Raw genomic sequence first — 26,418 nt, 5'->3', positions numbered from 1 at the left:
GCAGTTTTCCGTCGATGCCGAGGAGTCCTGATGACGGCCGATGCCGGGCGCACCGCCAACGACGGTCCGGTCGTCGACACCGCGAACGGTCCGGTCCGCGGCCTCGACGACGGAACCGTGAAGGTGTGGAAGGGCATCCGGTACGCGGCCCCACCTGCGGGTGAGCTTCGTTGGCGACCGCCGGAACCGCCCAGCCGCTGGTCCGAGCCGGTGGACGCCACCAGGGTCGGCCCGGTGTGCCCGCAGCCGACCGATCCGCGGATCCCGATCGATCTCGGGGCTCCACAGGGCGACGACTGCCTGACCCTGAACGTGTGGGCGGCCTCGGACACCGAGCCGGGAGCGGGTAAGCCGGTGATGGTGTGGGTGCACGGCGGCGCCTACGTCCTCGGTTCGTCGGCGCAGCCGCTGTATCACGGCCGTGCACTCGCAGCCGGCGGCGAAGCGGTGATCGTCACCGTGAATTACCGGGTGGGCGCGCTGGGATTCTTGGATCTGTCGGAATTCGGTGACGGGTTCGCCACCAATCTCGGTCTGCGCGACGTGCTGTTTGCGCTGCAGTGGGTCCGCGAGAACATCGCAGGGTTCGGGGGAGACCCCGATCGCGTGACCGTTTTCGGCGAATCCGCAGGCGCCGGGATCATCACCACCCTGCTGGCCAGCCCGGCCGCCGCGGGCCTGTTCGGCGCCGCGATCGCGCAAAGTTCACCTGCGACCTCCATCTACGATCGCGAGCGTTCGCGGCGCGTCGCGAAGTTGTTCCTCGACGAGCTCGGGGTGCGGCCTGAGGAAGCCGACCGGTTACCGTCGGTGCCCACGGCGGCGCTGCTGGCGGCGTCCAAGCGTGTGTTCGACGACATTCCGGTGCGCACCCCGGGCACGCTGGCGTTCGCGCCGATCATCGACGGCGATGTGGTGCCGGCGCATCCGGTGCAGCTGGCCCGCGACGGCCGCACGCACCCGGTTCCGTTGATCATCGGGACCAACAAGCATGAAGCCGCGCTGTTCCGCTGGATGAGGTCGCCGCTGATGCCGATCACGCCCAAGGCGATCCGCGCGATGTTCGCCGAGATCGCCGCCGAGCAGCCGGATCTGCAACTGCCCGAGGAGCAACGGATCCGCGCCGCCTACCGCGGCCGCGGCAAGGCCATCGGCATGGGCGTGGCCCGCGACATCGGGTTCCGGATGCCGTCGGTGTGGTTCGCCGAGGGCCATCGCGAGGTGGCACCGGTGTATCTGTACCGGTTCGACTTCGCCACCCCGATGCTGCGGCTACTGCGCCTCGGCGCCGCGCACGCCACCGAACTGCCTTATATGTGGGGCAATCTGGTCGCCGGCCCCAAGGACCCCACCTTCAAGCTCGGTGGGCTGAAGGCCGGCCGGGCGGTGTCGGCGCGGATGCGCCGGCGCTGGCTGAACTTCGCCGTCGACTACACACCGGCCGGCCCGGCCGGCGATCCGGTGTGGCCGCCGTACCGCGATCCCGACCGCGCCACCCTGGTCATCGACGCCCATGATCGGGTGGTCGATGACCTCGACCACGACGTGCGCACCGCGTGGGGCGATCAGGTGCTCAGCTTCCGCTGAGCCGTATGCTTTCCCCGGAGGTTTCGACGTGGACGCGAGTGCTGCCTTCTCGCACGTGTTGCCACCGCTGATGCACGACCCCGTGACGTTCGCGGTGCCGTTCTTCTTGCTGCTGCTGGTCATCGAATGGACCGCCGCCCGGCGGCTGGCGCATGAGGAGGTCGGAGCCGCTTCGGCGGGGACATCGGGATCCGAGCGCGCACCGGCCGGGGCGTATCAGCGGTCCGACGCGTGGGCCAGCATCTGGATGGGCGTGGTCTCGATCGGCACCAGCGCAGTGCTGAACTTCATCGCACTGCTGGGCTACGCGGCGTTGTTCGTCTACGTCGCACCGTGGCAGTTGCCCGCCGACGCCTGGTACACGTGGGTGATCGCGATCGTCGGCGTCGATTTGCTCTACTACGTCTATCACCGGATGGCACACCGGGTCCGGCTGATCTGGGCGACCCACCAGGCGCACCACTCCAGCCAGTACTTCAACTTCGCCACCGCGTTGCGGCAGAAGTGGAACATCAGCGGGGACGTGTTCCTGCGTGCGCTGCTGCCGCTGGTGGGCGTGCCTCCGTGGATCGTCTTCGCCAGCTTCTCGATCAATCTGATCTACCAGTTCTGGATTCACACCGAGCGGATCGGAAAGCTCTGGGCGCCAATCGAATTCGTCTTCAACACACCCTCACACCACCGCGTGCACCACGGCATGGACCCGCAGTACCTCGACAAGAACTACGGCGGCATCTTCATCGTGTGGGACCGAATTTTCGGCAGCTTCGCCGCCGAGACCGTGCGCCCGCACTACGGCCTGACCAAGCAGGTCGACACCTACAACATCTGGACGCTGCAGACCCACGAGTACGTCGCGATCGCCCGCGACGTGCGACGGGCACCGCGATGGCGCGACAAGGTGGGCTACATGTTCGGCCCGCCGGGCTGGGTTCCTGCCGAGCCGCGCCTCGCGGCGGAGGAATCCGCCGCGCTCAACGCATGAGCCAGCGCCGGAAACGACCGGCGTCGCGACGGTCGGCGTCGTAGTGTCCGCGAGGTGGACACCGTCTTCGACGCCCCCGTCGATCGTGGTCGGGTCGAACGTTCGCTGGCGGCAAGCGCGTCGGGTTCGGTCTGGCTGAATGCCGGCAGTCCGACAATTCGGCCGCAATACCCGGCGCTGACCCGGCCGGTCACCTGCGACCTGGTCGTCGTCGGAGGTGGATATACCGGGCTGTGGACAGCGCTGCACGCCGCGCGGCGGAACCCGAACCAGCGGATCGTGTTGATCGAGGCCAATCGGATCGGATGGGCGGCCTCCGGCCGCAACGGAGGCTTCGTGGAGGCCAGCCTCACCCACGGCATCGCGAACGGAAAAGCGCGCTGGCCCAGCGAGATTCACACACTCGAGGCGATGGGGCGGGACAATCTCGACGGTATGCAGGCCGAGATGCGGGAGCTGGGTACCGATGTCGAATGGCAACGCACGGGCATGCTGACCGTCGCCACTGAACCTCACCAGGTCGACTGGCTGCGCCGGGCCGCGGCCGACGGGCAGGGAAGGTTCCTCGACAGGGCACAAGTGCAGAGCGAAGTTCAGTCGCCGACCTACCTCGCGGGGCTGTTCAGCGCCGACACCTGTGCGTTGGTGCACCCCGCCAAGCTGGTGTTCGGGCTCGCCGCGGCGTGCCACGACGCCGGCGTGCGCATCTACGAGCACACCAACGCCACCCGACTGGACTCCGGTGGGGTGGGCCTTCGGGTACAGAGCGGCCCCGCGGTGATCACCGCCCGGCGGGCGGTGCTGGCCACGAACGTCTTTCCGAGCCTGCTCAAGCGCAACCGGCTGCACACGGTCCCGGTGTACGACTACGTGCTGGCCACCGAGCCACTCACCGACGCCCAGCTGGACCGCATCGGCTGGCGCGACCAACAAGGGATCAGCGACTGTGCCAACCGGTTCCACTACTACCGCCTCACCAAGGACAACCGGATGGTGTGGGGCGGTTACGACGCGGTCTACCATTTCGGCCGCAGGGTCAACCCCGGATACGAGGACCGACCGGCGACGTACCGGCGGCTGGCCGCACACTTCTTCCTCACCTTTCCGCAGCTCGACGACGTCCGTTTCAGCCACCGCTGGGCCGGTGCGATCGACACCAACAGCCGGTTCTGCGCGCACTGGGGACTGGCCAGGGACGGCCGCGTCGCCTACGTCAACGGGTTCACCGGGCTGGGGGTGGGCGCGTCGCGGTTCGCCGCCGATGTGTGTCTCGACCTGCTCGACGGCCGGCCCACTGCGCGCACGGAACTGCAGATGGTGCGCGAGCGGCCGTTGCCGTTTCCGCCGGAGCCGCTGGCGAGCCTCGCCATCGGAGCGACACGCTGGTCACTGGACCGTGCCGACCATGCAGCCGGGCGCCGCAACGTTTTCTTGCGGATGCTCGATGCGCTCGGCGTAGGGTTTGATTCCTAGCCCGTGGCGAAAATGCGGCCGGGGCGTAACACGACGGTGATCTTCGCCGATGGGCAAGTGACGGGACCATCGTCGAGTGGTTGCTCCGCATCGGGTGCGGTTTTCCGCATGCTCGCCCGGGTATATGGAGTCCGCAACACGCGGGTGCCCGAGGCTTTATTGGCCCGAGGAGCGGAGGCGACGGTGCGCCGACCATGGAAACGCTTACTGGTGGCCGCGGCCGCCCCGATCGCGGCGCTCGCGCTCGGTTCGCCGCCCGCGCAGGCGACCCCGGGTGTGTTGGTCTACCCCGGCATGGAGATCCGCCAGGACACCAACGTCTGCACGCTGGGCTACGTCGACCCGCAGGCGAGGATCGCGTTCACCGCCGGGCACTGCCGGGGCAGTGGGCCGGTCCGGGACCGGGACGGCAACCTCATCGGCATGCAGACCGTGTTCCGTGACAACACGCCCAACGGCGCCACCGTGGACACCAACCATCAGATCGCCGACTGGGAGGCGATCGCGCTGTCACCCGACGTCGCGGTGAACAACGTCCTGCCCGGCGGCAGGGTGCTGGTGTCGGATCCCGGTGTGGTGCCGGCACCCGGGCAACCGGTGTGCCATTTCGGCGTGGTCACCGGTGAGAGTTGCGGCAACGTCGAGGCGGTCAACAACGGCTGGTTCACCATGGCCAACGGCGTGGTCAGCCAGAAGGGCGACTCCGGCGGGCCGGTGTATGTCATCACCCCCGACAACCGGGCGGCGCTCATCGGCATGTTCAACAGCACCTGGGGCCGGTATCCCGCCGCGGTGTCGTGGCACACGGCCAGGCAGCAGGCGAGCGAAGACGTCATCTCCGCCGCGTCGGCGAGCCTCGGCGGCGGTTCGGCGCCGTAACGCAGCAACTCACTTTCGGGATCGTCGCCGCGCCGGCGGTGTCCGGTTCGCCGACGCCAGTGTTTTAAGCCTTGACTTATATAAGTACTGCCTTTATCTTTAACGAGTGCACGCGTTCGACGTCCTCGGGGACGCGGTGCGCCGGCGCATCCTCGAACTGCTCGCGGATGGCGAGATGTCGGCCGGCGCGATCGGCGCCGCCATCTCCGAGGAGTTCGCGATCACGCAACCGGCCGTCTCGCAGCACCTGAAAGTTTTGCGCGACAACGGTTTCACATCGGTACGTCCGGACGGGCAACGCCGGCTTTACGCGGTCAACGGCACAGCGCTGAAGGACGTCGACCAGTGGCTTGATGCGTTCCGCCGCTTCTGGACACCACCGCTGAATGCGCTCGGCACCGAGATCGCCCGCGGAAAACGACAACGAAGGAAGGCTCCATGAAGGACATCGACGTCGACCATCAAATCAACGCGGTCAGGCGCACCGTCGGGACCCGCACGATCGAGTCGGGGGAGGCCCGCGTCGTGACCATCAGCCAGGTCTACAACACCGACCAGGAGGACCTCTGGGACGCGGTCACCACCGCCGAACGCATCGAGCGGTGGTTCCTGCCGGTTTCCGGGGAGCTGAAACTCGGCGGCTCCTACCAGCTACAGGGTCACGCCAACGGCACGGTGCTGACCTGCGATCCGCCGAAGAACTTCACCGCCACCTGGGAGAGCATGGGCAGCGTCAGCTGGATCGACGTCAGCGTCGTCAGCGAGGGCGTCGACCGGGCCCGTCTGGTGGTCGAGCACATCGCACAGGTGGACGACGACACCTGGCGCCAGTTCGGGCCCGGCGCCGTCGGCATGGGCTGGGACTCCATGCTGCTGGGCCTCGCCCTGCACCTGGACACCGGCGAGTCCGTCGACCCCGCCGAAGGGCAGGAGTGGACGACCACCGAAGACGGGCGCCGCTTCCTCAAACTGTCCGGCGAGCAGTGGTACGCCGCCAACGTCGTCGCCGGCGAGGACCCCGACATCGCGCGCGGCTCGGCCGACCGGTGCCTGAAGGCCTACTACGGCGAGGAGTAACTAGAACACGTTCTAGCCTTCGCGGCCGGGCGCGGATATCCTCGACCCGATGCTTGCCCAGACACCTGTCCAGATTGCGTGGGTGACGCGGGACCTCGATGCGACCGAACGGGCGCTCACCACGTTGTTGGGCGCCAAGAAGTGGGTGCGCATGCCCGACGTCCACTTCGCGCCGGATACGTGCACCTTCCGCGGTGAACCGGCGGACTTCGTTGCCAGCATCTCGCTGAGCTACGCCGGTGACACGCAGTTGGAGCTCATCTCACCGGTGTCCGGGCACAGCGTCTACACCGAGTATCTGGACGCCGCCGGGCCTGGGCTGCACCACATCTGCGTCGAGAAATCCTCCGTCGAGGAGTTCGACGGCGCGCTTGCCGACGCCGACGAGGTCGTCGCTGCGGGGGTGATGCCCGGCGGGATGCAATTCGCTTATGTCGCCGCGCCGGCGGCCGGCGTGCCCTACGTCGAGATCGCCTACATCCCAGACGAAATCAAGGCATTCTTCGAATACATCAAACAGGAGCAGAAGTGAACACCCAGATTCCCGACGCCCCCGACACCATAGCCGCGGCCGATGTGACGACATGGTCCGACGAGGCCGACGTCGTGGTGATCGGCTTCGGCATCGCGGGCGGGTGCGCGGCCGTCACCGCCGCCGCCGGGGGCGCGCGGGTGCTGGTCCTGGAGAAGGCCGCCGACGCGGGCGGCACGACGTCGATGGCCGGCGGACATTTCTACCTCGGTGGCGGAACCGCCGTGCAGCGGGCGACCGGCCACGACGACAGCCCGGAGGAGATGTACAAGTACCTGGTCGCGATGTCACGCGAGCCCGAGCACGACAAGATCCGCGCGTACTGCGACGGCAGCGTCGAACACTTCGAGTGGCTGGAGGCCCTCGGCTTCGAGTTCGAGCGCAGCTACTACCCGGGCAAGGTGGTGGTTCCGCCGGGCACCGAGGGCCTGTCGTACACGGGCAACGAGAAGGTGTGGCCGTTCTGTGAACAGGCCAAGCCCGCGCCGCGCGGCCACTCGGTCCCGGTGCCGGGGGAACTGGGCGGCGCGGCGATGGTGATCGACCTGTTGGTCAAGCGCGCCGCCGATCTCGGCGTGCAGATCCGCTACGAGACCGGTGCCACCAATCTGGTGGTCGAGGAGGGCAGCGTCGTGGGCGTGCAGTGGAAGCACTTCAGCGAGACGGGATTCGTGCGGGCCAAGGCCGTCGTCATCGCCGCGGGCGGGTTCGCGATGAACCCGGCGATGGTGGCGCAGTACACGCCGGCACTGGGCCAGAAGCGAAAGACCAAGCACCACGGCGAGGTTGAGCCCTACATCCTCGGCAACCCGAACGACGACGGGCTGGGCATCCGGTTGGGGATCTCGGCGGGCGGCGTCGCCAAGAACCTGGACCAGTTGTTCATCACCGCCGCCGCCTACCCGCCCGAAATCCTGCTCACCGGCATCATCGTCAACAAGAACGGTGAGCGGTTCGTCGCCGAGGACTCCTACCACTCGCGCACATCGGCGTTCGTCCTGGAGCAGCCGGAGCAGACGGCGTACCTGATCGTCGACGAGGCGCACATGGAGATGCCGGAGATGCCGCTGATCAAGTTCCTCGACGGGTGGGAGACGATCGAGGAAGTCGAAGCCGCGCTTGGCATTCCGGATGGCAAGCTGGTGGCGACGCTGAACCGCTACAACGAGCACGCCGCCCGCGGCGAGGACCCGGACTTTCACAAACAACCGGAATACGTTGCCGTGCAAGACAAAGGACCGTACGCGGTATTCGACCTGTCACTGGGCCGGGCGATGTACTCGGGATTCACCATGGGTGGGCTGGCGGTGTCGATCGACGGCGAGGTGCTGCGCGAGGACGGCTCGGCGGTTCCCGGCCTCTACGCCGCGGGCGCGTGCGCGTCGAACATCGCCCAGGACGGCAAGGGCTACGCCAGCGGAACCCAGCTCGGCGAGGGCTCGTTCTTCGGCAGGCGCGCGGGCGCATATGCCGCCGAGCGTTAGACCGGTACCGGTTCGTCGCCCCCGATGCGACTGAAACGCCACTCGCCCTCACCGAGAAGTTCAAGCTCATGGCTGTGATGCTGCTCGACCGTCTTGCGGTGGCTGACACTGACCAGGATCGTGTCCGGCAGTCGTGTCCGCACCAACTGGTAGAGCAGGAACTCCACCCCTTCGTCGAGCGCGGACGTCGACTCGTCGAGGAACACCGCTTTCGGTCTGGTCAGCAGGATGCGCGCGAATGCGATGCGCTGCTGCTCGCCGGGGGAGAGCACCTTGGCCCAGTCCTGAACCTCGTCCAAGCGGCCGATGAGATGGGGCAGTGCCACCGCTTCGAGCGTGCGCTCCAACTCTCGGTCCTCGATCGCGCCTCCTTCGTTCGGATAGCTGACCACGGCGCGTAGGTCCCCCAGCGGCACGTAGGGCAGTTGCGACAGGAACATCGTCTCGTTCGGCCCGCACGGCCGTGTCAACGTGCCGGAGGTGAACGGCCACAACTCCGCGAGGCTGCGCAGCAGCGTGGTTTTGCCTACGCCGGACGGGCCGGTGACGACCAGCGTCTCGCCAACCTCCAGCCGCAGGTCGAGCGGGTTGATCAGCTGCCTGCCGTCCGGGGTGCGGACCTCGATGTCATCGAGTCGGACGGTGCCGTCGGCGGCCGGGGTGGTCGTGATCTCCGGTAGCTCCCGGCCCTCATCGTTGGCGTTGACCAGACCGTGAAGCCGGATGATCGCGGCGCGGTAGCCCGCGAACTGGTCATACACGTTGCGGAAGAACGACAGGCCCTGCTCGATGTTGCCGAACGCCGACGCCGTCTGACTCATCGCACCGAGCGTGATCTCGCCGTTGAAGAACCGCGGGAACTGGAGCAGATACGGCGGCACCACGATGATCTGATCCATCGACAGGTTCCAGCCGTAGAAGCCCATCATCCGGTTGATGTAGCGCTTGTAGTTGGACACCACGGGGGCGAAGAGTCGGCGAAGCCCAGTGCGCTCGGCGATTTCCCCGCGATAGAACGCGACCGCTTCGGACGCGTCGCGCAGCCGCACCAGTGCGTAGCGGAACGCGGCGTTGAACTTCTCGTTGTTGAACGACAACCAGATGATCGGCCTGCCGACCCAGAACGCGATGACGGACGCAAACAGCACGTATCCCAACAGGATCCAGAACATCGCCTTCGGCACTTCGGTCTCGATCAGCGGAAGGGTGAGCGTTCCCGACAGGTTCCACAGGATCGCGGTGAACGAGATCATCGAGACGACGGCGTTGACGGCGCCGAACAGCAGCGTGGAGGTCGAGGTGTTGTTCGGGGTGTTGGGTAGTCCGCCGACGCCGGCGGTGAGGATGTCGATGTCCTGCTGGATGCGCTGATCGGGGTTGTCGATGGTCTGGTCGATGAACCGGCCCCGGTAATACGCCTTGCCGTCGAGCCAGTCCCCGGTCATCCGGTCGGTCAACCAGACACGCCAGGCCAGCATGAACCGTTGCGTGATGAACAGGTCCAACATGATCCGCGCGACGTGCATGACGGCCAGGATCGAGAAGACGAGCATCGACAGCCAGAACCCGTTTCTGCCGGATTCCTTGATCGCGTCGTCGCCGTTGCCGATGCCCGCAGCCACCACCTGGAAGCTGGTCATCATGTCGCTGCCCTGATACGTGAAGAGCACCGAGAGTCGGACACCGATGATCACCGAAAGCAGGATCACCGCCAGCCAGAGCCACACCGTGACGCTCTCCGGGCCCTTGAAGTAGTCGCCGGTGATGCGCCAGAACTGCCTGCCCCAATCCGTGAACCGGGCGATCAGCACGAGGATCACAAGGGTGCACACCGCCGCGATCGCCCACGCCTGGGCGATCCATGTCAGCGACGCCAGAAGCTCGTTGCCCCAGTCCAGCGTCGGGGCGAACATTCCCTCTTCCATTCGGGCAAGGTACCTCGACAACCTGTCGGAGGCGCTGCGCCGGGCTCACTGCCGGTCGCGCGCCGACCCCCAACCACTGCGGCTCTCTATGCTGCCACCATGAGCACCGACGCTCCGGTTCCTGCTGCGGTGAACGCCGGACACCTGATCGCCCGGCGGTTGCGGGCCAGCGGCATCGACACCGTCTTCACGCTCTCGGGTGGGCACCTGTTCTCCATCTACGACGGCTGCCGGGCGGAGAGCATCAGGTTGATCGACACCCGCCATGAGCAGACCGCCGCGTTCGCCGCGGAGGGCTGGTCGAAGGTGACGCGGGTGCCGGGCGTGGCGGCGTTGACTGCCGGTCCCGGAGTCACGAACGGCATGAGCGCGATGGCCGCCGCACAGCAGAACCAGTCGCCGCTGGTCATCCTCGGCGGTCGCGCGCCGGCGCTGCGGTGGGGGCAGGGCAGCCTGCAGGAGATCGACCACGTCCCGTTCGTCGCGCCGTTGACCCGGTTCGCGGCCACCGCGGAGTCGCCGGACGCCGTCGGGCGGCTGATCGACGACGCGCTGCGGGCAGCGGTCGGGGTCGGTGGAGCGTCGTCGGGGGTGTCGTTCGTCGACTTCCCGATGGACCACGTGTTCAGCGAGGCCACCGACACCGGCGGCCCCGGAGCGCTGAGCCGGCCTCCTGCGGTGGTGCACGCCGACGGGGCTGCGGTGGAAGCCGCCGTGCGGCTGTTGGCCGGGGCGCAGCGGCCGGTCATCATGGCGGGCACAAACGTCTGGTGGGGCCACGCCGAGACCGCCCTGTTGAAGCTGGCCGAGTCGCTGCGCATTCCGGTGCTCATGAACGGAATGGCCCGTGGCGTCGTACCCGCCGACCACCAGCTCGCGTTCTCGCGGGCACGGTCGAAGGCGTTGAAGGAAGCCGATGTCGCGCTGGTGATCGGCGTACCGATGGACTTCCGCCTCGGCTTCGGGGGCGTGTTCGGAGCCGACACCACGCTGATCGCCGTCGACCGCGTCGCCCCCGAGCGGCCACCCGCGCGACCAGTTGCCGCCAGCTTGTTCGGTGACCTCAGCGCGACGTTGTCTGCGCTCTCGGCGGCCGCCACACCCGACCACGAAGCCTGGATCGCGGATCTTCGCGCAGTGGAGACCGCGGCGCGCACCGCCGAGGCTGACGAACTTCGTGACGACCGCACGCCGCTGCACCCGATGCGGGTGTACGCGGAGCTCAACACGATGCTCGACCGCGACGCGATAGTGGTGATCGACGCGGGCGACTTCGGTTCATACGCGGGTCGCCTCATCGACAGCTACGTGCCCGGCGCCTGGCTCGACAGCGGCCCGTTCGGCTGTCTGGGCTCGGGACCCGGATACGCCCTGGCCGCCAAGCTGGCCCGGCCGGACCGGCAGGTGGTGTTGTTGCAGGGCGACGGCGCGTTCGGGTTCTCCGGCATGGAGTGGGATACGTTGGTACGGCACGGGGTTCAGGTGGTGTCGGTGATCGGCAACAACGGCATCTGGGCGCTGGAGAAGCACCCCATGGAGATGTTGTATGGGTATTCCGTGGTGGCCGAACTGCGGCCGGGCACCCGGTACGACGAGGTGGTCACCGCTCTGGGCGGGCACGGCGAACTGGTGGCGACGCCCGCCGAGCTGCGACCCGCCCTGGAGCGGGCGTTTTCCTCGAGCCTGCCCGCAGTGGTCAACGCGCTGACCGATCCGACGGTGGCTTACCCGCGCCGGTCGAACCTGGCGTAGCTTTTTGCCGCGAGCGTGCGTGTTTGCACACGACACGCCGCCCATTTTCAGCACTTCACGCACCGTCGCCGCCGCGTGAGCGCGACGAAAATCAGTCGACGCGTTCGAGATTCGCACCCATGCTGGAGTCATGGAGGTGCGCTTTCACGACTCAGCCGCCGAATTTGTGGCGATCGCAGAACCGGTGTATCGCCGAGACCCGATCGCCAACACGATCGAGTTGACCGTCCTACCGGCCGCACTGCCGGACGACGCGCTGCTGCTGTCCCTGTGGAAGGATTCGGACATCGCCGGTGTTGCACTGCAGACGCCTCCATATCCATTGACATGCAACGGTATTCCACTCGAGCACATCGATGTCGTCGCCCGCGAGGTCGCGGATAGGCGTCCCGGCCTGACGGGCGTGCGGGGTACCCGGGACGCCGCCACCGCATTCGCCGACGCCTGGAGGGAAGGCACGGGTCGATCAGGCGCAGTCGCGCTCGAGGAGCGGCTGTACCGGCTCGGCGCGTTGCAACCGCCGGCGGGTGTCGCGGGTTCGTCCCGCAGGGCAGACGACAGGGACCGCGCAGTGCTGAGCGACTGGGTGGAGCTGTTCATCGAGGAGGCATTCGGACATCCCGACACCGCCGGTGGCGAATTCGTCGACGCCGCGACCGCTCGCGGCGATCGGTTCGTGCTGTGGGACGTCGACGGCACGCCGGTGAGCATGGCGCTGCTGCGCTCGGCCGCGGCCGGGGTCTCGCGCATCGGTCCGGTCTTCACACCCGCGAACCGCCGGGCAAACGGCTACGGCTCGGCCGTCACCGCCGCGGCCGCACAAGCCGCGCTGGATCGCGGCGACGCCGGTGTCGTGCTGTTCACCGACCTGGCCAATCCGACGTCGAACGCGATCTACCAGAAGATCGGCTTCGACGCGGTGTCGGACTTCGTGCGCATCGATTTCCGCACTGTCGACTGATCACGAGGGTGCGCAGACTGCTGCCGAATTGCGGCGTGTCGGTGCGCTGACGCGCACGCTCGCGCCAAAAAGGGACGCGTACGGTAGCGGTGTGGCGAAGACGAAGACCCGCAATTCAGGTCGTGTCAGCAGTAAATTCTGGCGGCTGCTCGGCGCCAGCACCGACCGGGACCAGGCCCAGTCGATGGCCGAGGTGCGCGGCTCGGCGGAGTTCGACGAGAAGGCCGCGGCGCTCGACGACGAGCAACTGCGCAAGGCCGCCAAGCTGCTGAACCTCGACGACCTCGCCGAGTCCACCGACATTCCGCAGTTCCTTGCGATCGCCAGGGAGGCGGCCGAAAGGACGACCCAGCTCCGTCCTTTTGATGTGCAGCTGCTTGGTGCACTGCGGATGCTCGCCGGCGACGTGGTCGAGATGGCCACCGGTGAAGGCAAGACCCTGTCGGGCGCGATCGCGGCGGCCGGTTATGCGCTGGGTGGTCGGCGCGTGCACGTCATCACCATCAACGACTATCTGGCGCGCCGCGACGCCGAGTGGATGGGCCCGCTGCTGGAGGCGCTGGACCTGACCGTCGGTTGGATCACCGAGAGCTCGACGGCCGACGAGCGCCGCGCGGCCTACAAGTGCAACATCACCTACGCGTCGGTCAACGAGATCGGCTTCGACGTGCTGCGCGATCAGCTGGTCACCGACGTGGACGATCTCGTCTCACCGAACCCCGACGTCGCGCTGATCGACGAGGCCGACTCCGTGCTCGTCGACGAAGCGCTGGTGCCGCTGGTGCTCGCGGGGACCAGCCACCGCGAGACCCCGAAGGTCGAGATCATCCGGATGGTCGGCGAACTCACGCCGGGCGTCGACTACGACACCGACACCGACAGTCGCAACGTGCATCTCACCGAGACCGGCGCGCTGAAGATGGAAGCCAAACTCGGCGGCATCGACCTGTATTCCGAGGAGCACGTCGCCACCACGCTCACCGAGATCAACGTGGCGCTGCACGCGCATGTGCTGCTGCAGCGCGATGTGCACTACATCGTCCGCGACGACGCCGTACATCTGATCAACGCCTCCCGCGGCCGGATCGCCCAGCTGCAGCGCTGGCCCGACGGTCTGCAGGCTGCGGTCGAGGCGAAGGAGGGCATCGAGACGACCGAGACCGGTGAGGTGCTCGACACCATCACGGTGCAGGCGCTGGTCAACCGGTACCAGACGGTGTGCGGCATGACCGGCACCGCGCTGGCCGCAGGCGAGCAGCTGCGCCAGTTCTACAAGCTCGGCGTCTCGCCGATCGACCCCAACAAGCCGAACATCCGCCAGGACGAAACCGACCGCGTGTACGTCACGGCGGCAGCCAAGAACGACGCGATCGTCGAGCACATCAAGGAGATCCACGAGACCAGGCAACCGGTGCTGGTGGGCACCCGCGACGTGGCCGAGTCGGAGGAGCTGCACGAGAAGCTGTTGAAGGCGGGCATGCCCGCGGTCGTCCTCAATGCGAAGAACGACGCCGAGGAGGCCGCGGTGATCGCCGAGGCCGGCAAGCTCGGCAGCATCACGGTGTCCACCCAGATGGCCGGCCGCGGCACAGATATCCGTCTCGGTGGCTCCGACGAGGCCGACCATGATGAGGTCGCCGAGCTCGGCGGGCTGCACGTCATCGGCACCGGTCGGCACCACACCGAGCGGCTCGACAACCAGCTGCGCGGTCGCGCCGGGCGCCAGGGCGACCCGGGCTCGTCGGTGTTCTTCTCCAGTTGGGAAGACGACGTGGTGGTCGCGCACCTCGAACCGAACAAGCTTCCGATGGACAGCGACGAGGACGGTCGCGTCGTGAGCCCCAAGGCGGCCACCTTGTTGGATCACGCGCAGCGCATCGCCGAAGGCCGGATGCTCGACATCCACGCCAACAACTGGCGCTACAACCAGCTGATCGCCCAGCAGCGCGCGATCATCGTCGAACGCCGAAACACCTTGCTGCGCACGCCGACCGCACGTGAGGAAATCGCCGACCTCTCGCCGAAACGCTACGAGGAGGTCGTCGAGCGGCTCGGCGAGGAGAAGCTGGAGAAGATCTGCCGGCTGATCATGCTGTTCCACCTCGACCGAGGGTGGGCCGACCACCTGGCGTTTCTGGCCGACATCCGGGAGAGCATCCACCTGCGAGCGCTGGGCAACCAGACACCGATCGACGAGTTCCACCGGATGGCTGTCGACGCGTTCGCCTCGCTGGCCGCCGATGCGATCGAGGCGGCCCAGCAGACGTTCGAGACCGCGCCGTCGATCGAGGACGAGCCCGGGGTCGACCTCTCCAAGCTGGCCCGACCGACCTCGACGTGGACGTACATGGTGCACGACAACCCGCTCGCCGACGACTCGCTGTCGGCGCTGAGCCTGCCGGGCGTGTTCCGCTAGGTTGAGTCCATGACCGAGGCGCACGGCCAAGCGCCCTCGCCGCCGGACGAAACGGGCCAGGCCCGCGACCGGGTACTCACGGTGCCCAATGTGCTCAGCGTGCTGCGCCTGGTGTTGGTGCCGGTGTTCCTCTGGTTGCTGCTGGTGGTGCACGCCAACGCGTGGGCCGTGGCGGTGCTGATGTTCAGCGGCTTCTCCGACTGGGCCGACGGCAAGATCGCGCGGCTGGTCGACAACCAGTCGTCGCGGCTGGGGGAGTTGCTCGACCCGGCCGTCGACCGCATCTACATGCTCGTGGTGCCGATCGCCATGGCGATTCACGGCTCGCTGCCGTGGTGGATCGTCCTCACGCTGATCGGCCGCGACGCTGTGCTGGCCGCGACGCTGCCGCTGCTGCGCAGCCGCGGCCTGACCGCGCTGCCGGTCACCTACATCGGCAAGGCCGCCACGTTCGCGTTGATGTCCGGGCTGCCGCTGATCCTGTTGGGCCAGTGGGACGCGACCTGGAGCCGGGTGGTGCTGGCCATCGGCTGGGCCTTCCTGATCTGGGGTCTGGCGATGTACCTGTGGTCCGGTCTGCTGTATCTGCTCCAGGTGGGCATGGTGGTGCGACAGCTGCCGAAGGTGTCGCGATGACCCAGAGTTTCCGCAGAACGCTCGGCGGCTACGACCCGCAAGCGGGTCGCAACGCCCACGAGGCGGACCGGCCGACCCTCATCCCGGTGCCGTCGTTGCTGCGGTCGTTGCTGACCGATCACCTCGACCCCGGGTACGCGGCGGCCGCCGAGGCCAAGGCCGCCGGCCGACTGCGGCCCCGGTGGCAGACCCGGATCTGGCAGGTGGCCGGTGCGCTGCTGTTGGTGGTGGTGTTCGCGGTTGCGATGGCCCAGGCCCGCGCGACCGCCCCGGGCGTCCGCGAGACACAGCAGGTGCTCGCCGGCAGCGTGCGCACGGCCGAAGCCGACACCGCGGCCATCGCGGCGCGCAGGGACACGCTGGCCGCCGAGGTCGACGACGAACGGCGCAACCGCCTCGAAGGTGATACGCGCGGCCAGCAACTCCTGGAACGACTCGACGGGGCGAACTTCGCCGCGGCAGCCACACCGGTGATCGGCCCCGGCCTGACGATCACGGTCACCGACCCGGGCGCGTCCGCGGACCTCAGCGACGTCTCGAAGTCGCGAGTACCGGGCAGCCGGCAGGTGATCCTGGACCGTGATCTTCAACTGGTCGTCAACTCGCTGTGGGTCAGCGGCGCCGAAGCGCTGTCGGTGGGCGGCGTGCGGATCGGGCCCAATGTGACGGTCCGACAGGCGGGCGGCGGCATCCTGGTCGACAATCAACCGATCAGCAGCCCATATGTCGTCCTCGCGATCGGACCGCCACACGCGATGCAGGACGTGTTCGATCGCAGCCCCGGCCTGCAACGTCTTCGACTTTTGGAGGCCTCCTACGGCGTCGGGGTCAGCGTAAGCGCCGGTGACGGGCTCGAACTGCCCGCTGCCTCCGTCCGAGAAATCAACTTCGCCAAGGAGATTGGGCCGTAGAAACAGAGATGAAGTCAGATACATGATCGGAATCGCCGCACTTGTCGTCGGCATCGTGCTCGGGCTGGTCTTCCATCCCGACGTGCCCGACTTCGTCCAGCCGTATCTGCCGATCGCGGTCGTCGCCGCGCTCGACGCCGTCTTTGGCGGGCTGCGCGCATATCTGGAGCGCATCTTCGACTCGAAGGTGTTCGTGGTGTCGTTCGTGTTCAACGTGTTGGTCGCCGCGCTGATCGTCTATGTCGGTGACCAGCTGGGCGTCGGCACCCAGCTGTCGACGGCGATCATCGTCGTACTCGGCATCCGGATCTTCGGCAACGCAGCCGCCCTGCGGCGCAGGCTGTTCGGCGCCTAGACCCATGAAGACGAACGCGAGCGAGGATCGCAGCGAGGAACGAGCGAGGACCGGAGCGAGTGCGAGTCGAGGCATAGACCCATGAGTGAGCACACCCCGCAGCACGAGCAGCCGGAGCAGCACGGCCGCCACGAGTTGCCGCCCGATGCGCCCGCGCCCGACCTCGACGAGTTGCGCGGAGAGCGGCGCACGCGGTCGCAGCTCATCTTTCGGGTGTTGGCGGTGCTGCTCTGTGTCGTGCTCGGCGTGGCCATCGTCACCCAGGTGCGGCAGAACGAATCCGGCGACGCGCTGGAGACCGCCCGCCCCGCCGATCTGCTGGTGCTGCTCGATTCGCTCCAGCAGCGGGAGGCCGCACTGAACACCGAGGTGAGCGATCTGCAGCGGACACTGGGGCAGTTGCAGGCGTCCGGCAGCAGCGACCAGGCGGCCATCGAGAACGCCCAGGCCCGGCTGGCCGCACTGTCCATCCTGATCGGCACCGTGCCCGCAACCGGTCCCGGCGTCACGCTGACCATCACCGACACCGCGCCCGGCGTCCCCGCCGAAACGCTGCTCGACGTGATCAACGAGCTGCGCAACGCCGGCGCCGAGGCCATGGAGATCCGCGGCGGGGGTCCCGGCCAACAGACCTCGGTGCGCGTCGGCGTCGACACCTGGGTGGTCGGCGACCCCGGCGCCCTGGTGGTCGACAACGCGACCATGAAACCGCCGTATTCCGTTCTGGCCATTGGCGATCCACCCACGCTGGCCGCGGCGATGACCATTCCCGGCGGCGCCATGGACAGCGTCGAACGCGTCGGCGGCACCATGACGGTGCAACAGTCGGACCGGGTCGACGTGACCGCCTTGCGGCAACCGAAACAGCGCCAATACGCTCAGCCAGTCAAATGACGGCAGTGGCCAGCCCAGCCGAACGCTGAAGAACGAGGAGCGCCGTGAGCGAGATCCCAGCCGACCTGCACTACACCGAGGAACACGAGTGGGTGCTGCGCACCGGCGACGACACCGTGCGGGTCGGCATCACCGACTATGCCCAGTCGGCGCTTGGTGACGTCGTGTTCGTCCAGCTGCCCGACATCGGCGCCGACGTGACGGCAGGCGAGTCGTTCGGCGAGGTGGAGTCCACCAAGTCGGTGTCTGACCTCTACGCCCCCGTCACCGCGAAAGTGGTTGCGGTCAACGGTGATCTGGAGGGCAACCCGCAGCTGGTCAACTCCGACCCCTACGGCGAGGGTTGGCTGGTCGAGTTGCAGACCGACGCCGGCGCATTGGAGGAAGCATTGCGCGCGCTTCTTGATGCCGACGGCTACCGCAGCACGGTGACCGATTGACGGGTTGTTAGGGTTCTGCACACCGGACGCCAACTAGGGCCGATCCGGCGGTGGTGGGCACAATCGCGTCCACTGCGCGGTACGGTCAACATCAGACGCGGTATCGCCACAGCAGCCAGTTAGGAGCAGCGGGTGACGGAAAACGACCGGAATTCTGGGACCGACCAGACGTCTGACGAAGTCACCGTGGAAACGACATCGGTCTTCCGCGCCGACTTCCTCAACGAACTGGACGCCCCGGCGACGGCGGGCACCGAGGGCGCCGTCTCGGGCGTCGAAGGTCTACCTGCCGGTTCGGCGCTGCTGGTCGTCAAGCGAGGGCCGAATGCGGGCTCCCGGTTCCTGCTCGACCAGCCCACCACGTCGGCCGGCCGGCATCCAGACAGCGACATCTTCCTCGACGACGTCACGGTGAGTCGTCGGCACGCCGAGTTCCGGCTCGAAGGCGGCGAGTTCCAGGTGGTCGACGTCGGCAGCCTCAACGGCACCTACGTCAACCGCGAACCCGTGGACTCCGCGGTGCTCGCCAACGGTGACGAGGTGCAGATCGGCAAATTCCGCCTGGTGTTTCTGACCGGGCCCAAAGGCGACGACGGCGGGGCGGTCGGCTAAGTGGCCGATCAGCGTTTGCGCGAAGAGTAACGATGACAGCACCCGACACTCCCGCGCTGACTGGGATGTCGATCGGAGCGGTCCTCGATCTGCTGCGACCGGACTTCCCGGACGTGACCATTTCCAAGATCCGGTTCCTGGAGGCCGAAGGTCTGGTCACCCCGCAGCGCTCCGCGTCGGGTTATCGGCGGTTCACCGCCTACGACTGTGCACGCCTGCGGTTCATCCTGACCGCCCAGCGTGACCAGTACCTACCGTTGAAGGTGATCAAGGCGCAGCTCGACGCGCAGCCGGACGGCGAGCTACCCCAGAGCGGATCCGCCTACGGGGTGCCGCGTCTGGTACCGGTAGCGGCGGACGGCGATGCCGGGGCGGTGTCGGCGGTGGCTCCGACGCAGGTGCGGCTGTCCCGGGAGGATCTGCTGGCCCGCTCAGGCGTCGGCGACGAGCTTCTGAGTTCGCTCGTGAAGGCCGGGATCATCACCACCGGCCCCGGTGGATTCTTCGACGAGCACTCCGTGGTGATTGCGCAATGTGCGCGCGCGCTCGCGGACTACGGTGTCGAGGCGCGGCATCTGCGGGCGTTCCGCTCGGCGGCCGACCGGCAGTCCGACCTGATCGCCCAGATCGCCGGACCGATCGTCAAGGCGAACAAGGCCGGCGCCCGCGACCGCGCCGACGACCTGGCACGTGAGGTGGCGGCGCTGGCGATCACTTTGCACACATCCCTGATCAAGTCGGCGGTGCGCGACGTACTGGATCGCTGAGGATTAGACTCGAAGCGATGGCTAACAGGCTGGCTTCTTCGGCGCGGAGGGCAGACACAGATGGGTGAGGTTCGTGTGGTCGGCATTCGCGTGGAGCAGCCTCAGAACCAGCCGGTCCTGCTGCTGAGGGAGTCCAACGGCGACCGGTATCTGCCGATCTGGATCGGCCAGTCAGAGGCGGCCGCAATCGCACTCGAACAGCAGGGCGTCGAGCCGGCGCGGCCGTTGACGCACGATCTGATTCGCGATGTCATTGCTGCGCTTGGTCATTCGCTCAAAGAGGTGCGCATCGTCGACCTGCAGGAAGGCACGTTCTACGCCGACCTGATCTTCGACCGCGACATCAAGGTTTCGGCGCGGCCATCGGACTCGGTGGCGATCGCGCTGCGGGTGGGGGTGCCGATTTACGTCGAGGAGGCGGTGTTGGCGGAGGCCGGCCTCATCATCCCCGACGAGAACGACGACGAGGCAGCGGGCGCAGTGCGCGAGGACGAGGTGGAGAAGTTCAAGGAGTTCCTCGACAGCGTCTCGCCCGACGATTTCAAGGCGACCTAGCCGGACGCGTTCGTTTGTCACGGAAACGTCTCGTCGCTTCGACACGCGGCGCGCGTTTTCCCCATCCGCGATTGGGGCAGCCATACTTTGGTGGCCGGACCACTGATGGGCAGTCGAAGGCACGGCGCGAAGCGTATGCTCGACACACTCGGGCTTGGCAGAATGTGCGCCCACGCAGGTCACAGACGCGGGTTCGATCGGCGAGAGGAATCTGGAAGTGGGAGACACGCCACGTCAGGAGCAGCTGGATCTCACTGCTGCTAGCGGCCCCGCGGATTCGGAACAGACGGCCCCCCAAGAATCGTCGGCAACAGAACCCGTGCAGGCGGGGCTCTTCCCCGACGACTCCGTCCCCGACGAGCTGGTCGGCTACCGGGGACCCAGCGCCTGCCAGATCGCGGGCATCACCTACCGGCAGCTGGACTACTGGGCGCGGACGTCGCTCGTCGTGCCGTCGATTCGCGGCGCGGCCGGCTCCGGTAGCCAGCGGCTGTACTCGTTCAAGGACATCCTGGTACTCAAGATCGTCAAGCGACTGCTCGATACCGGCATCTCGCTGCACAACATCCGTGTCGCCGTGGACCATCTGCGTCAGCGCGGGGTTCGCGATCTGGCCAACATCACGCTGTTCTCCGACGGCACCACGGTGTATGAGTGCACGTCGGCCGAAGAGGTGGTCGACCTGCTGCAGGGCGGTCAGGGCGTGTTCGGTATCGCCGTGTCAGGCGCCATGCGGGAGCTGACCGGCGCAATCGCGGATTTTCCCGGTGAGCGGGCCGACGGCGGCGAGTCGATCGCGGCGCCGGAGGACGAGCTGGCCTCCCGGCGCAAGCACCGCGACCGCAAGATCGGCTGACCTCTTCCCGCAGCTGAGCGTGTAGGCGGGCGCGGCGAGCGGTAGAATCGCCCGTGCATCGCCCTGGTGCGGGAGAGTTCCGTGACCGCCAGTCACGGACGCCGAAGGAGCAACACCTCTCCGTCAACCTCTCAGGCCCCCGGACCGCGCCAGGCCCCGATGCCTCTGGAAAGCGGTAAGCCCACGAATATGGGGCGCTTACCCGCCCATGGGGAAAGGCATTTCTCGCCGCCGGAAGTGGCGGCCGGGAGCGCCGAATCTCTCAGGCGCCCGGTCCGGGTCGACGACAGAGGGAGAGGAACCCGCACGGTTTCTCTATGCGACTGGAGCATCCCCCAGTGTTCGATCACCACCAGCCCAATTTCGCCGATCGCCACATCGGCCCAGATGCCGACGCGGTCGCGACGATGCTCAAGACCATCGGTATGGGTTCGCTCGACGAACTCGCCGAAAAGGCACTGCCATCGACCATCCTCGACGCGCTGTCCAGCGACGGCATGGCCCCCGGCCTCGACCACTTGCCCGCGCCTGCCACCGAAGAGGAGGCGCTGGCCGAACTGCGCTCGCTGGCCACGCTGAACACGGTGGCCGTGTCGATGATCGGCCAGGGCTATTTCGACACACTGATGCCACCGGTGTTGCGCCGCAACATCCTTGAGAATCCCGCGTGGTACACGGCGTACACGCCGTATCAGCCGGAGATCAGTCAGGGCCGCCTGGAGGCGCTGCTGAACTTCCAGACCATGGTGACCGACCTGACCGGTCTCGAGGTCGCCAACGCCTCGATGCTCGACGAGGGCACGGCGGCCGCCGAGGCGATGACCCTGATGCACCGGGCTGTGCGTGGCCCGTCGCACCGACTGGCCGTGGACACCGACGTGTACCGGCAGACCGCCGCCGTGCTGGCCACCCGCGCCGAGCCGCTGGGCATCGAGATCGTCAGCGCCGACCTCACCCGGGGCCTGCCCGACGGCGACTTCTTCGGCGTCATCGTGCAGCTGCCCGGGGCCGGCGGATGCGTCAATGACTGGACCGAACTGGTCGGGCAGGCGCACGAGCGGGGCGCTCTGGTCGCCGTCGGCGCCGACCTGCTGGCGCTGACGCTGATCACCCCGCCAGCCGAGCTCGGCGCCGACGTCGCGTTCGGAAGCACCCAGAGGTTCGGTGTGCCAATGGGATTCGGTGGACCCCACGCCGGCTACCTGGCCGTGCACGCCAAACACGCACGGCAGCTGCCCGGCCGCCTGGTCGGGGTGTCCGTAGATGCGGATGGGTCGCCGGCCTTCAGACTGGCGCTGCAGACACGCGAGCAGCACATCCGTCGCGACAAGGCGACCAGCAACATCTGCACCGCGCAGGTGCTGTTGGCGGTGATGGCGGCGATGTATGCCAGCTATCACGGTGCAGACGGCCTCACCGGGATCGCAACCCGCGTGCACCACCGCGCCCGAGCCCTGGCCGCCGGCCTAGAAGCGGCCGGTGTGGACGTTGTGCACCGGGCGTTCTTCGACACTGTGCTGGCCCGGGTGCCCGGCCGGGCGGGCGCCGTGCGTGACGCCGCGAAGGCGCGGGGGATCAACGTCTGGTTGGCCGACGACGATCACGTGTCCGTGTCGTGCGATGAGGCCACCACCGCGGCCCACGTGGAGGCGGTGCTGGCCGCGTTCGGCGCGACGCCGGTGGACTCGGCGTTCGACGGGCCGCGCATCACGACGCGGACGTCGGAGTTTCTCACCCATCCGGCCTTCACGCGGTACCGCACGGAAACCGAGATGATGCGCTACCTGCGGTCACTGGCCGACAAGGATATTGCGTTGGACCGCAGCATGATTCCGCTTGGATCGTGCACGATGAAGCTCAACGCGGCCGCGGAGATGGAGCCGGTCACCTGGCCGGAGTTCGGCCGCCAACACCCGTTCGCGCCGGCCTCGGACACCCCGGGGCTGCGCAAGCTGATCGCCGATCTGGAGAAGTGGCTGACCGACATCACCGGCTATGACGCGGTGTCGCTGCAGCCCAACGCCGGCTCGCAGGGCGAATACGCGGGTCTGCTGGCGATTCAGGCGTACCACGCCGAACGCGGTCAGTCGGAGCGTGACGTCTGCCTGATCCCGTCGAGTGCGCACGGCACCAATGCGGCGTCGGCCGCGCTGGCGGGGATGCGGGTCGTGGTGGTGGCGTGCCGGACGAACGGCGACGTCGATCTCGACGACTTGCGGGCCAAGGTCGCCGAGCACGCCGATCGGTTGTCGGCGTTGATGATCACCTATCCGTCTACCCACGGCGTCTACGAACACGACATCGCCGACATCTGTGCGGCCGTGCACGACGTCGGTGGTCAGGTGTACGTCGACGGCGCCAACCTCAACGCGCTCGTCGGCTTGGCCCGGCCCGGCCGGTTCGGGGGAGACGTCAGCCACCTCAACCTGCACAAGACGTTCTGCATCCCGCACGGCGGCGGCGGTCCCGGGGTGGGCCCGGTCGCGGTGCGCGAACACCTCGCGCCCTATCTGCCCGGTCACCCGCTGGCCGGCGAACTCCCGCAGAAGCACGCGGTGTCGGCGGCGCCGTACGGGTCGGCGTCGATCCTGCCGATCACGTGGGCCTACATCCGGATGATGGGGGCCGGCGGACTGCGTGCGGCGTCGCTGACCGCGATCGCGTCCGCCAACTACATCGCCCGCCGCCTCGATGACTACTACCCGGTGCTCTACACCGGCGAGAACGGGATGGTCGCCCACGAGTGCATCCTGGATCTCCGCGCGATCACCAAGCAGACCGGAGTGACCGTCGATGATGTCGCGAAACGGTTGGCGGACTATGGTTTCCACGCACCGACGATGAGCTTCCCGGTCGCGGGCACGCTGATGGTGGAGCCCACGGAGAGCGAGAGCCTGGCCGAGGTCGACGCGTTCTGCGAGGCGATGATCGCCATCCGCGCCGAGATCGACCAGGTCGGCTCGGGCGGGTGGCCCGTTGACGACAATCCGCTGCGTAATGCGCCGCACACCGCGGAGTGCCTGCTGATGGCCGAGTGGGACCATCCCTACACCCGCGAGCAGGCCGCCTATCCGCTCGGTAGGAACTTCCGGCCGAAGGTGTGGCCGCCGGTGCGTCGCATCGACGGGGCGTACGGCGACCGCAACCTGGTGTGTTCATGCCCGCCGGTGGAGGCCTTCGCGTAGTTCCACGCTCCCGCCGCCGAAAAGCGTGCGGCTAACCCACGTTCGGCGCCCGAACTAGCCAAGAAACCTGGCGACCGCCTCGGTGAGTTCGGGACCCGCGGAGCTCGTCAGGTTCTGGTAGCTGCCGCCGCTGGCTTCGGCGACGGCCTGCCAGGTTTCGCGATCGGAGTCGGAGTCGAAGTCGATCACGTTGACCGCTACCGGCCGTGCCCGGTCGAATGCGCCGCGGATGTAGGCCTGCAGACCTTCGCCGTTCAGGCTCTGGTCGGTATGCGGACCCGTCGTGATCACCAGGATCGAGTTCTCTTGCCCCTGGCGGTAATTCGCCATCGCCTCGGTGTAGACCAGACGCAGCGTGGTGAACGACACCGCCCCGCCGCCCGATGCGGACTGCTCGTCCAGCGCCGACGTCAGGGCCCCCGAACGGGGGGCGCCGTCGACCTGTTCGGACAGCGGCCCGGTGCTCACCTCGGAGCGGCCCTCGGTGCCGTCGAAGGTCCACAGACCCACTGCCGCCGACGCCGGCAGCGCGCGCAGCCGGGCGTTCAGCGCGGCGACAACGTTCTCGAGCCGGGACTGGCCGCCCTCGTCGGTGGGCATCGACTGGTCGAGCATGATCGTCACGGCCGGGTTCGCCGCCGGCGCCGTCAGCGCGTTGGCCAACGTCGCCCGCATCTCGTTGTCGCCGACCGACAACGGAGCCGGCAGCGGAGCGAAGTCGACGACGTCGCTGTCCGGCGGCGTGGCACCCTCGGCGCGGAAACCGGCTTTGGAGAGTTCGGCGAGCTGCTCGGGTTTGCGCATGAACCGGGCGAATTCGCTGGCCGCACTCTTCTGTTCCTGCGACAGCCAGTCGCCCTCCAGCAGCACCGTCGGAAAATCGGCGACGGCCGGTGGGCCGGGCGGCAGCCATGAGGCAACCGTCTTGCCCGCCTCCGGCAATCCGGCGCTGCGCTGGTACAGCTGCTGTTCGGTGGTGACGACGGCGTGCACCGGCGCGGTGGCCGGATCAGCCGCGTTGAGCAGCGCATCCATCGCGGTCGAGGTCTTTTTGTCCGCCAGCTTCGGCTGATTCGCCACCAGTGTGTTCACTGCGCGCGTGCCCTGGCTCGCCGGCGCTCCGGCCGGCGCCGAGGCCGCGGCGACCGCCTCCGCGGCCAGATACGACGCATCGCTGTCGCCGCCCAGCGGCAGCGACAAGCGAAGGGAACCCCAGCCTGGGAGGTTCAGCTCCTCCAACGACGCCGGGTTGGTCTGCAACCGCGGCAATGTCGACCAGTTCTGTTCCCCCAGAGCGCCCTTCAGTTCCGGCCGGACAGCCAGCAGAACCGGCGAGGTGACCAGGGACCGGCTGTCGACGATCGTCTGTGCACCCGCGGACGCCTCGAGCCGGGCGGCGGACACCGAGCTTCCGGGGATCCACAGGGCCGGCCTTTCGCCGAGCTCGGCAGGCCAGGGACCGATGAACCCGTTGACCACCTGGTCGGATTCGGCCGGTTTGACGCCGATCTTCACGCACCGGTCGGCGACCGGGGCCGCGGTTTCGTTGTAGCGGCCGGCCAGTGTCTGGATGTGCGCGGCGATGGCCGGGTCGGCGACCACCGCGACGGCCAACTCGCCGTCCACGCAGCGCGCCGCGGCCTGGTCGCTGCGGTCGGACAGCGCGTCCCCGAAGAACCGCCACAAAATGACCGCGCCGACGGCGACGACGACCGCGACGAGCGCGGCGATGACGCCGACGCTGACGCCGCGCCTGCCGGCGGTCACCGCGCGATGGCTGCCGGTCCAGTCACCGCCCTCCCATTCGCCGCTGTGCTGCGGGCCCGCCCTGGGGGGAACGCCCGGCGGGGGAGCCGAGCCGCTCTGCGACTCGGGGTACTCGGATCCGTCGTCGTCGTAGTCCGAGTGGTCCTCGTAGTCATCCGGGCGGCCGTAACCGAGCGGGACGTCCTGCGGCTCGGGACGATCGTCGGGATAGCCGGAGCCGCCGGAGAAGCCCGCACCGCGCTCGGGATCGGTCCCGCCGAACCGGTCGAATCGCTCGGTCCGGGACTCGTCGTACCGTTCCTCACCTGCCGAATCTTCGGGATCCGGTTTGCTGTGCCTGCCCACTTCCGCCCTTACCCGCGACGTCGA

23 protein-coding genes and 1 riboswitch are annotated in these 26,418 nt (G+C 67.8%); of the genes, 21 read left to right on the top strand and 2 right to left on the bottom strand.

The features are described 5' to 3' along the window. Positions 1-30 precede the first annotated feature (30 nt). From G6N18_RS04200 to G6N18_RS04165, 8 genes are all read left to right on the top strand, one after another. Positions 31-1,587 carry a carboxylesterase/lipase family protein gene (locus G6N18_RS04200; RefSeq protein WP_083004206.1) on the top strand — a complete coding sequence of 519 codons (1,557 nt, stop codon included), beginning with the start codon at positions 31-33 and terminating at the stop codon, positions 1,585-1,587. A gap of 70 nt (positions 1,588-1,657) precedes the next feature. Further along, entirely contained in the window at positions 1,658-2,572 is a 915-nt protein-coding gene (locus tag G6N18_RS04195) for a sterol desaturase family protein (protein WP_067214178.1), read from the top strand. 54 nt (positions 2,573-2,626) lie between these two features. After that, on the top strand, positions 2,627-4,045 hold the full coding sequence (locus tag G6N18_RS04190; RefSeq protein ID WP_083004204.1) for an NAD(P)/FAD-dependent oxidoreductase: 1,419 nt from the start codon (positions 2,627-2,629) through the stop codon (positions 4,043-4,045). A gap of 183 nt (positions 4,046-4,228) precedes the next feature. Next, entirely contained in the window at positions 4,229-4,924 is a 696-nt protein-coding gene (locus G6N18_RS04185; protein WP_083004200.1) for an Rv1815 family serine proteinase, read from the top strand. A 106-nt stretch (positions 4,925-5,030) separates the two neighbouring features. Further along, complete coding sequence (locus G6N18_RS04180; RefSeq protein WP_083004197.1) at positions 5,031-5,366, top strand: ArsR/SmtB family transcription factor; 336 nt, start codon at positions 5,031-5,033, stop codon at positions 5,364-5,366. Further along, on the top strand, positions 5,363-6,001 hold the full coding sequence (locus G6N18_RS04175; protein ID WP_067214133.1) for an SRPBCC family protein: 639 nt from the start codon (positions 5,363-5,365) through the stop codon (positions 5,999-6,001). The genes G6N18_RS04180 and G6N18_RS04175 overlap by 4 nt, the downstream gene beginning before the upstream one ends. Positions 6,002-6,050: 49 nt before the next feature. After that, on the top strand, positions 6,051-6,533 hold the full coding sequence (locus G6N18_RS04170) for a VOC family protein (RefSeq protein WP_083004193.1): 483 nt from the start codon (positions 6,051-6,053) through the stop codon (positions 6,531-6,533). Positions 6,534-6,541: 8 nt separating this feature from the next. After that, the gene (locus tag G6N18_RS04165; RefSeq protein WP_083004343.1) at positions 6,542-8,017 is read left to right on the top strand and encodes an FAD-binding protein; all 1,476 of its coding nucleotides are present in this window, start codon (positions 6,542-6,544) and stop codon (positions 8,015-8,017) included. Here the strand turns inward: G6N18_RS04165 and G6N18_RS04160 are convergent. Further along, the gene (locus G6N18_RS04160) at positions 8,014-9,930 is read right to left on the bottom strand and encodes an ABC transporter ATP-binding protein/permease (RefSeq protein ID WP_407663574.1); all 1,917 of its coding nucleotides are present in this window, start codon (positions 9,928-9,930) and stop codon (positions 8,014-8,016) included. The genes G6N18_RS04165 and G6N18_RS04160 overlap by 4 nt on opposite strands. Positions 9,931-10,041: 111 nt before the next feature. On the opposite strand from G6N18_RS04160, the gene G6N18_RS04155 reads away from it, so the two are divergent. From G6N18_RS04155 to gcvP, 13 genes are all read left to right on the top strand, one after another. Beyond that, positions 10,042-11,694 (top strand): acetolactate synthase, encoded by a 1,653-nt coding sequence (locus G6N18_RS04155; protein WP_083004186.1) that lies wholly within the window; start codon positions 10,042-10,044, stop codon positions 11,692-11,694. Between the two features lie 130 nt (positions 11,695-11,824). Beyond that, positions 11,825-12,655 carry a GNAT family N-acetyltransferase gene (locus G6N18_RS04150; RefSeq protein ID WP_083004182.1) on the top strand — a complete coding sequence of 277 codons (831 nt, stop codon included), beginning with the start codon at positions 11,825-11,827 and terminating at the stop codon, positions 12,653-12,655. Positions 12,656-12,746: 91 nt separating this feature from the next. Then, positions 12,747-15,071, top strand: a complete 2,325-nt coding sequence (secA2, locus tag G6N18_RS04145; protein ID WP_083004341.1) for an accessory Sec system translocase SecA2 — start codon at positions 12,747-12,749, stop codon at positions 15,069-15,071. A gap of 9 nt (positions 15,072-15,080) precedes the next feature. Further along, complete coding sequence (locus G6N18_RS04140; RefSeq protein WP_067214127.1) at positions 15,081-15,707, top strand: CDP-alcohol phosphatidyltransferase family protein; 627 nt, start codon at positions 15,081-15,083, stop codon at positions 15,705-15,707. Next, the gene (locus G6N18_RS04135; RefSeq protein ID WP_083004178.1) at positions 15,704-16,618 is read left to right on the top strand and encodes a DUF881 domain-containing protein; all 915 of its coding nucleotides are present in this window, start codon (positions 15,704-15,706) and stop codon (positions 16,616-16,618) included. The genes G6N18_RS04140 and G6N18_RS04135 overlap by 4 nt, the downstream gene beginning before the upstream one ends. A 22-nt stretch (positions 16,619-16,640) precedes the next feature. After that, the gene (locus G6N18_RS04130) at positions 16,641-16,973 is read left to right on the top strand and encodes a small basic family protein (RefSeq protein WP_067214125.1); all 333 of its coding nucleotides are present in this window, start codon (positions 16,641-16,643) and stop codon (positions 16,971-16,973) included. 81 nt (positions 16,974-17,054) lie between these two features. Further along, a complete protein-coding gene (locus G6N18_RS04125; protein ID WP_083004174.1) occupies positions 17,055-17,867 on the top strand; it encodes a DUF881 domain-containing protein in 813 nt (270 codons plus the stop codon). A 44-nt stretch (positions 17,868-17,911) separates the two neighbouring features. Then, positions 17,912-18,307 carry a glycine cleavage system protein GcvH gene (gene gcvH, locus G6N18_RS04120; protein WP_083004170.1) on the top strand — a complete coding sequence of 132 codons (396 nt, stop codon included), beginning with the start codon at positions 17,912-17,914 and terminating at the stop codon, positions 18,305-18,307. 132 nt (positions 18,308-18,439) lie between these two features. Beyond that, positions 18,440-18,919 (top strand): glycogen accumulation regulator GarA, encoded by a 480-nt coding sequence (garA, locus tag G6N18_RS04115; protein ID WP_067214122.1) that lies wholly within the window; start codon positions 18,440-18,442, stop codon positions 18,917-18,919. A 32-nt stretch (positions 18,920-18,951) separates the two neighbouring features. Next, the gene (ftsR, locus tag G6N18_RS04110) at positions 18,952-19,686 is read left to right on the top strand and encodes a transcriptional regulator FtsR (protein WP_179962360.1); all 735 of its coding nucleotides are present in this window, start codon (positions 18,952-18,954) and stop codon (positions 19,684-19,686) included. 60 nt (positions 19,687-19,746) lie between these two features. Continuing rightward, positions 19,747-20,241 carry a bifunctional nuclease family protein gene (locus G6N18_RS04105; RefSeq protein ID WP_059098552.1) on the top strand — a complete coding sequence of 165 codons (495 nt, stop codon included), beginning with the start codon at positions 19,747-19,749 and terminating at the stop codon, positions 20,239-20,241. 217 nt (positions 20,242-20,458) lie between these two features. After that, complete coding sequence (locus tag G6N18_RS04100) at positions 20,459-21,097, top strand: MerR family transcriptional regulator (protein ID WP_067214120.1); 639 nt, start codon at positions 20,459-20,461, stop codon at positions 21,095-21,097. A gap of 59 nt (positions 21,098-21,156) precedes the next feature. Beyond that, positions 21,157-21,254, top strand: a riboswitch (glycine riboswitch). A 181-nt stretch (positions 21,255-21,435) separates the two neighbouring features. Beyond that, the gene (gene gcvP, locus G6N18_RS04095; RefSeq protein WP_083004338.1) at positions 21,436-24,282 is read left to right on the top strand and encodes an aminomethyl-transferring glycine dehydrogenase; all 2,847 of its coding nucleotides are present in this window, start codon (positions 21,436-21,438) and stop codon (positions 24,280-24,282) included. A 54-nt stretch (positions 24,283-24,336) separates the two neighbouring features. Here the strand turns inward: gcvP and G6N18_RS04090 are convergent, their stop codons facing one another. Then, positions 24,337-26,394, bottom strand: coding sequence for a substrate-binding domain-containing protein (locus tag G6N18_RS04090; protein WP_083004162.1), 2,058 nt, complete (start codon positions 26,392-26,394; stop codon positions 24,337-24,339). Between the last annotated feature and the right edge of the window lie 24 nt (positions 26,395-26,418).

It is taken from the genome of Mycolicibacterium celeriflavum, from assembly GCF_010731795.1.
In the GTDB taxonomy this organism is placed as follows: domain Bacteria; phylum Actinomycetota; class Actinomycetes; order Mycobacteriales; family Mycobacteriaceae; genus Mycobacterium; species Mycobacterium celeriflavum.
The sequence above is the reverse complement of the archived record's forward strand: the minus strand, read 5'-3'. Positions and strand labels throughout refer to the sequence as shown.

Bases quoted from the DNA above. Each gene is read 5' to 3' on its own strand.
- G6N18_RS04200 (WP_083004206.1), top strand. From the start codon at position 31: ATGACGGCCGATGCCGGGCGCACCGCCAACGACGGTCCGGTCGTCGAC.
- G6N18_RS04195 (WP_067214178.1), top strand. From the start codon at position 1,658: ATGCACGACCCCGTGACGTTCGCGGTGCCGTTCTTCTTGCTGCTGCTG.
- G6N18_RS04175 (WP_067214133.1), top strand. From the start codon at position 5,363: ATGAAGGACATCGACGTCGACCATCAAATCAACGCGGTCAGGCGCACC.
- G6N18_RS04170 (WP_083004193.1), top strand. From the start codon at position 6,051: ATGCTTGCCCAGACACCTGTCCAGATTGCGTGGGTGACGCGGGACCTC.
- G6N18_RS04160 (WP_407663574.1), bottom strand. From the start codon at position 9,930: ATGTTCGCCCCGACGCTGGACTGGGGCAACGAGCTTCTGGCGTCGCTG.
- G6N18_RS04155 (WP_083004186.1), top strand. From the start codon at position 10,042: ATGAGCACCGACGCTCCGGTTCCTGCTGCGGTGAACGCCGGACACCTG.
- G6N18_RS04150 (WP_083004182.1), top strand. From the start codon at position 11,825: ATGGAGGTGCGCTTTCACGACTCAGCCGCCGAATTTGTGGCGATCGCA.
- G6N18_RS04140 (WP_067214127.1), top strand. From the start codon at position 15,081: ATGACCGAGGCGCACGGCCAAGCGCCCTCGCCGCCGGACGAAACGGGC.
- G6N18_RS04135 (WP_083004178.1), top strand. From the start codon at position 15,704: ATGACCCAGAGTTTCCGCAGAACGCTCGGCGGCTACGACCCGCAAGCG.
- G6N18_RS04130 (WP_067214125.1), top strand. From the start codon at position 16,641: ATGATCGGAATCGCCGCACTTGTCGTCGGCATCGTGCTCGGGCTGGTC.
- G6N18_RS04125 (WP_083004174.1), top strand. From the start codon at position 17,055: ATGAGTGAGCACACCCCGCAGCACGAGCAGCCGGAGCAGCACGGCCGC.
- ftsR (WP_179962360.1), top strand. From the start codon at position 18,952: ATGACAGCACCCGACACTCCCGCGCTGACTGGGATGTCGATCGGAGCG.
- G6N18_RS04105 (WP_059098552.1), top strand. From the start codon at position 19,747: ATGGGTGAGGTTCGTGTGGTCGGCATTCGCGTGGAGCAGCCTCAGAAC.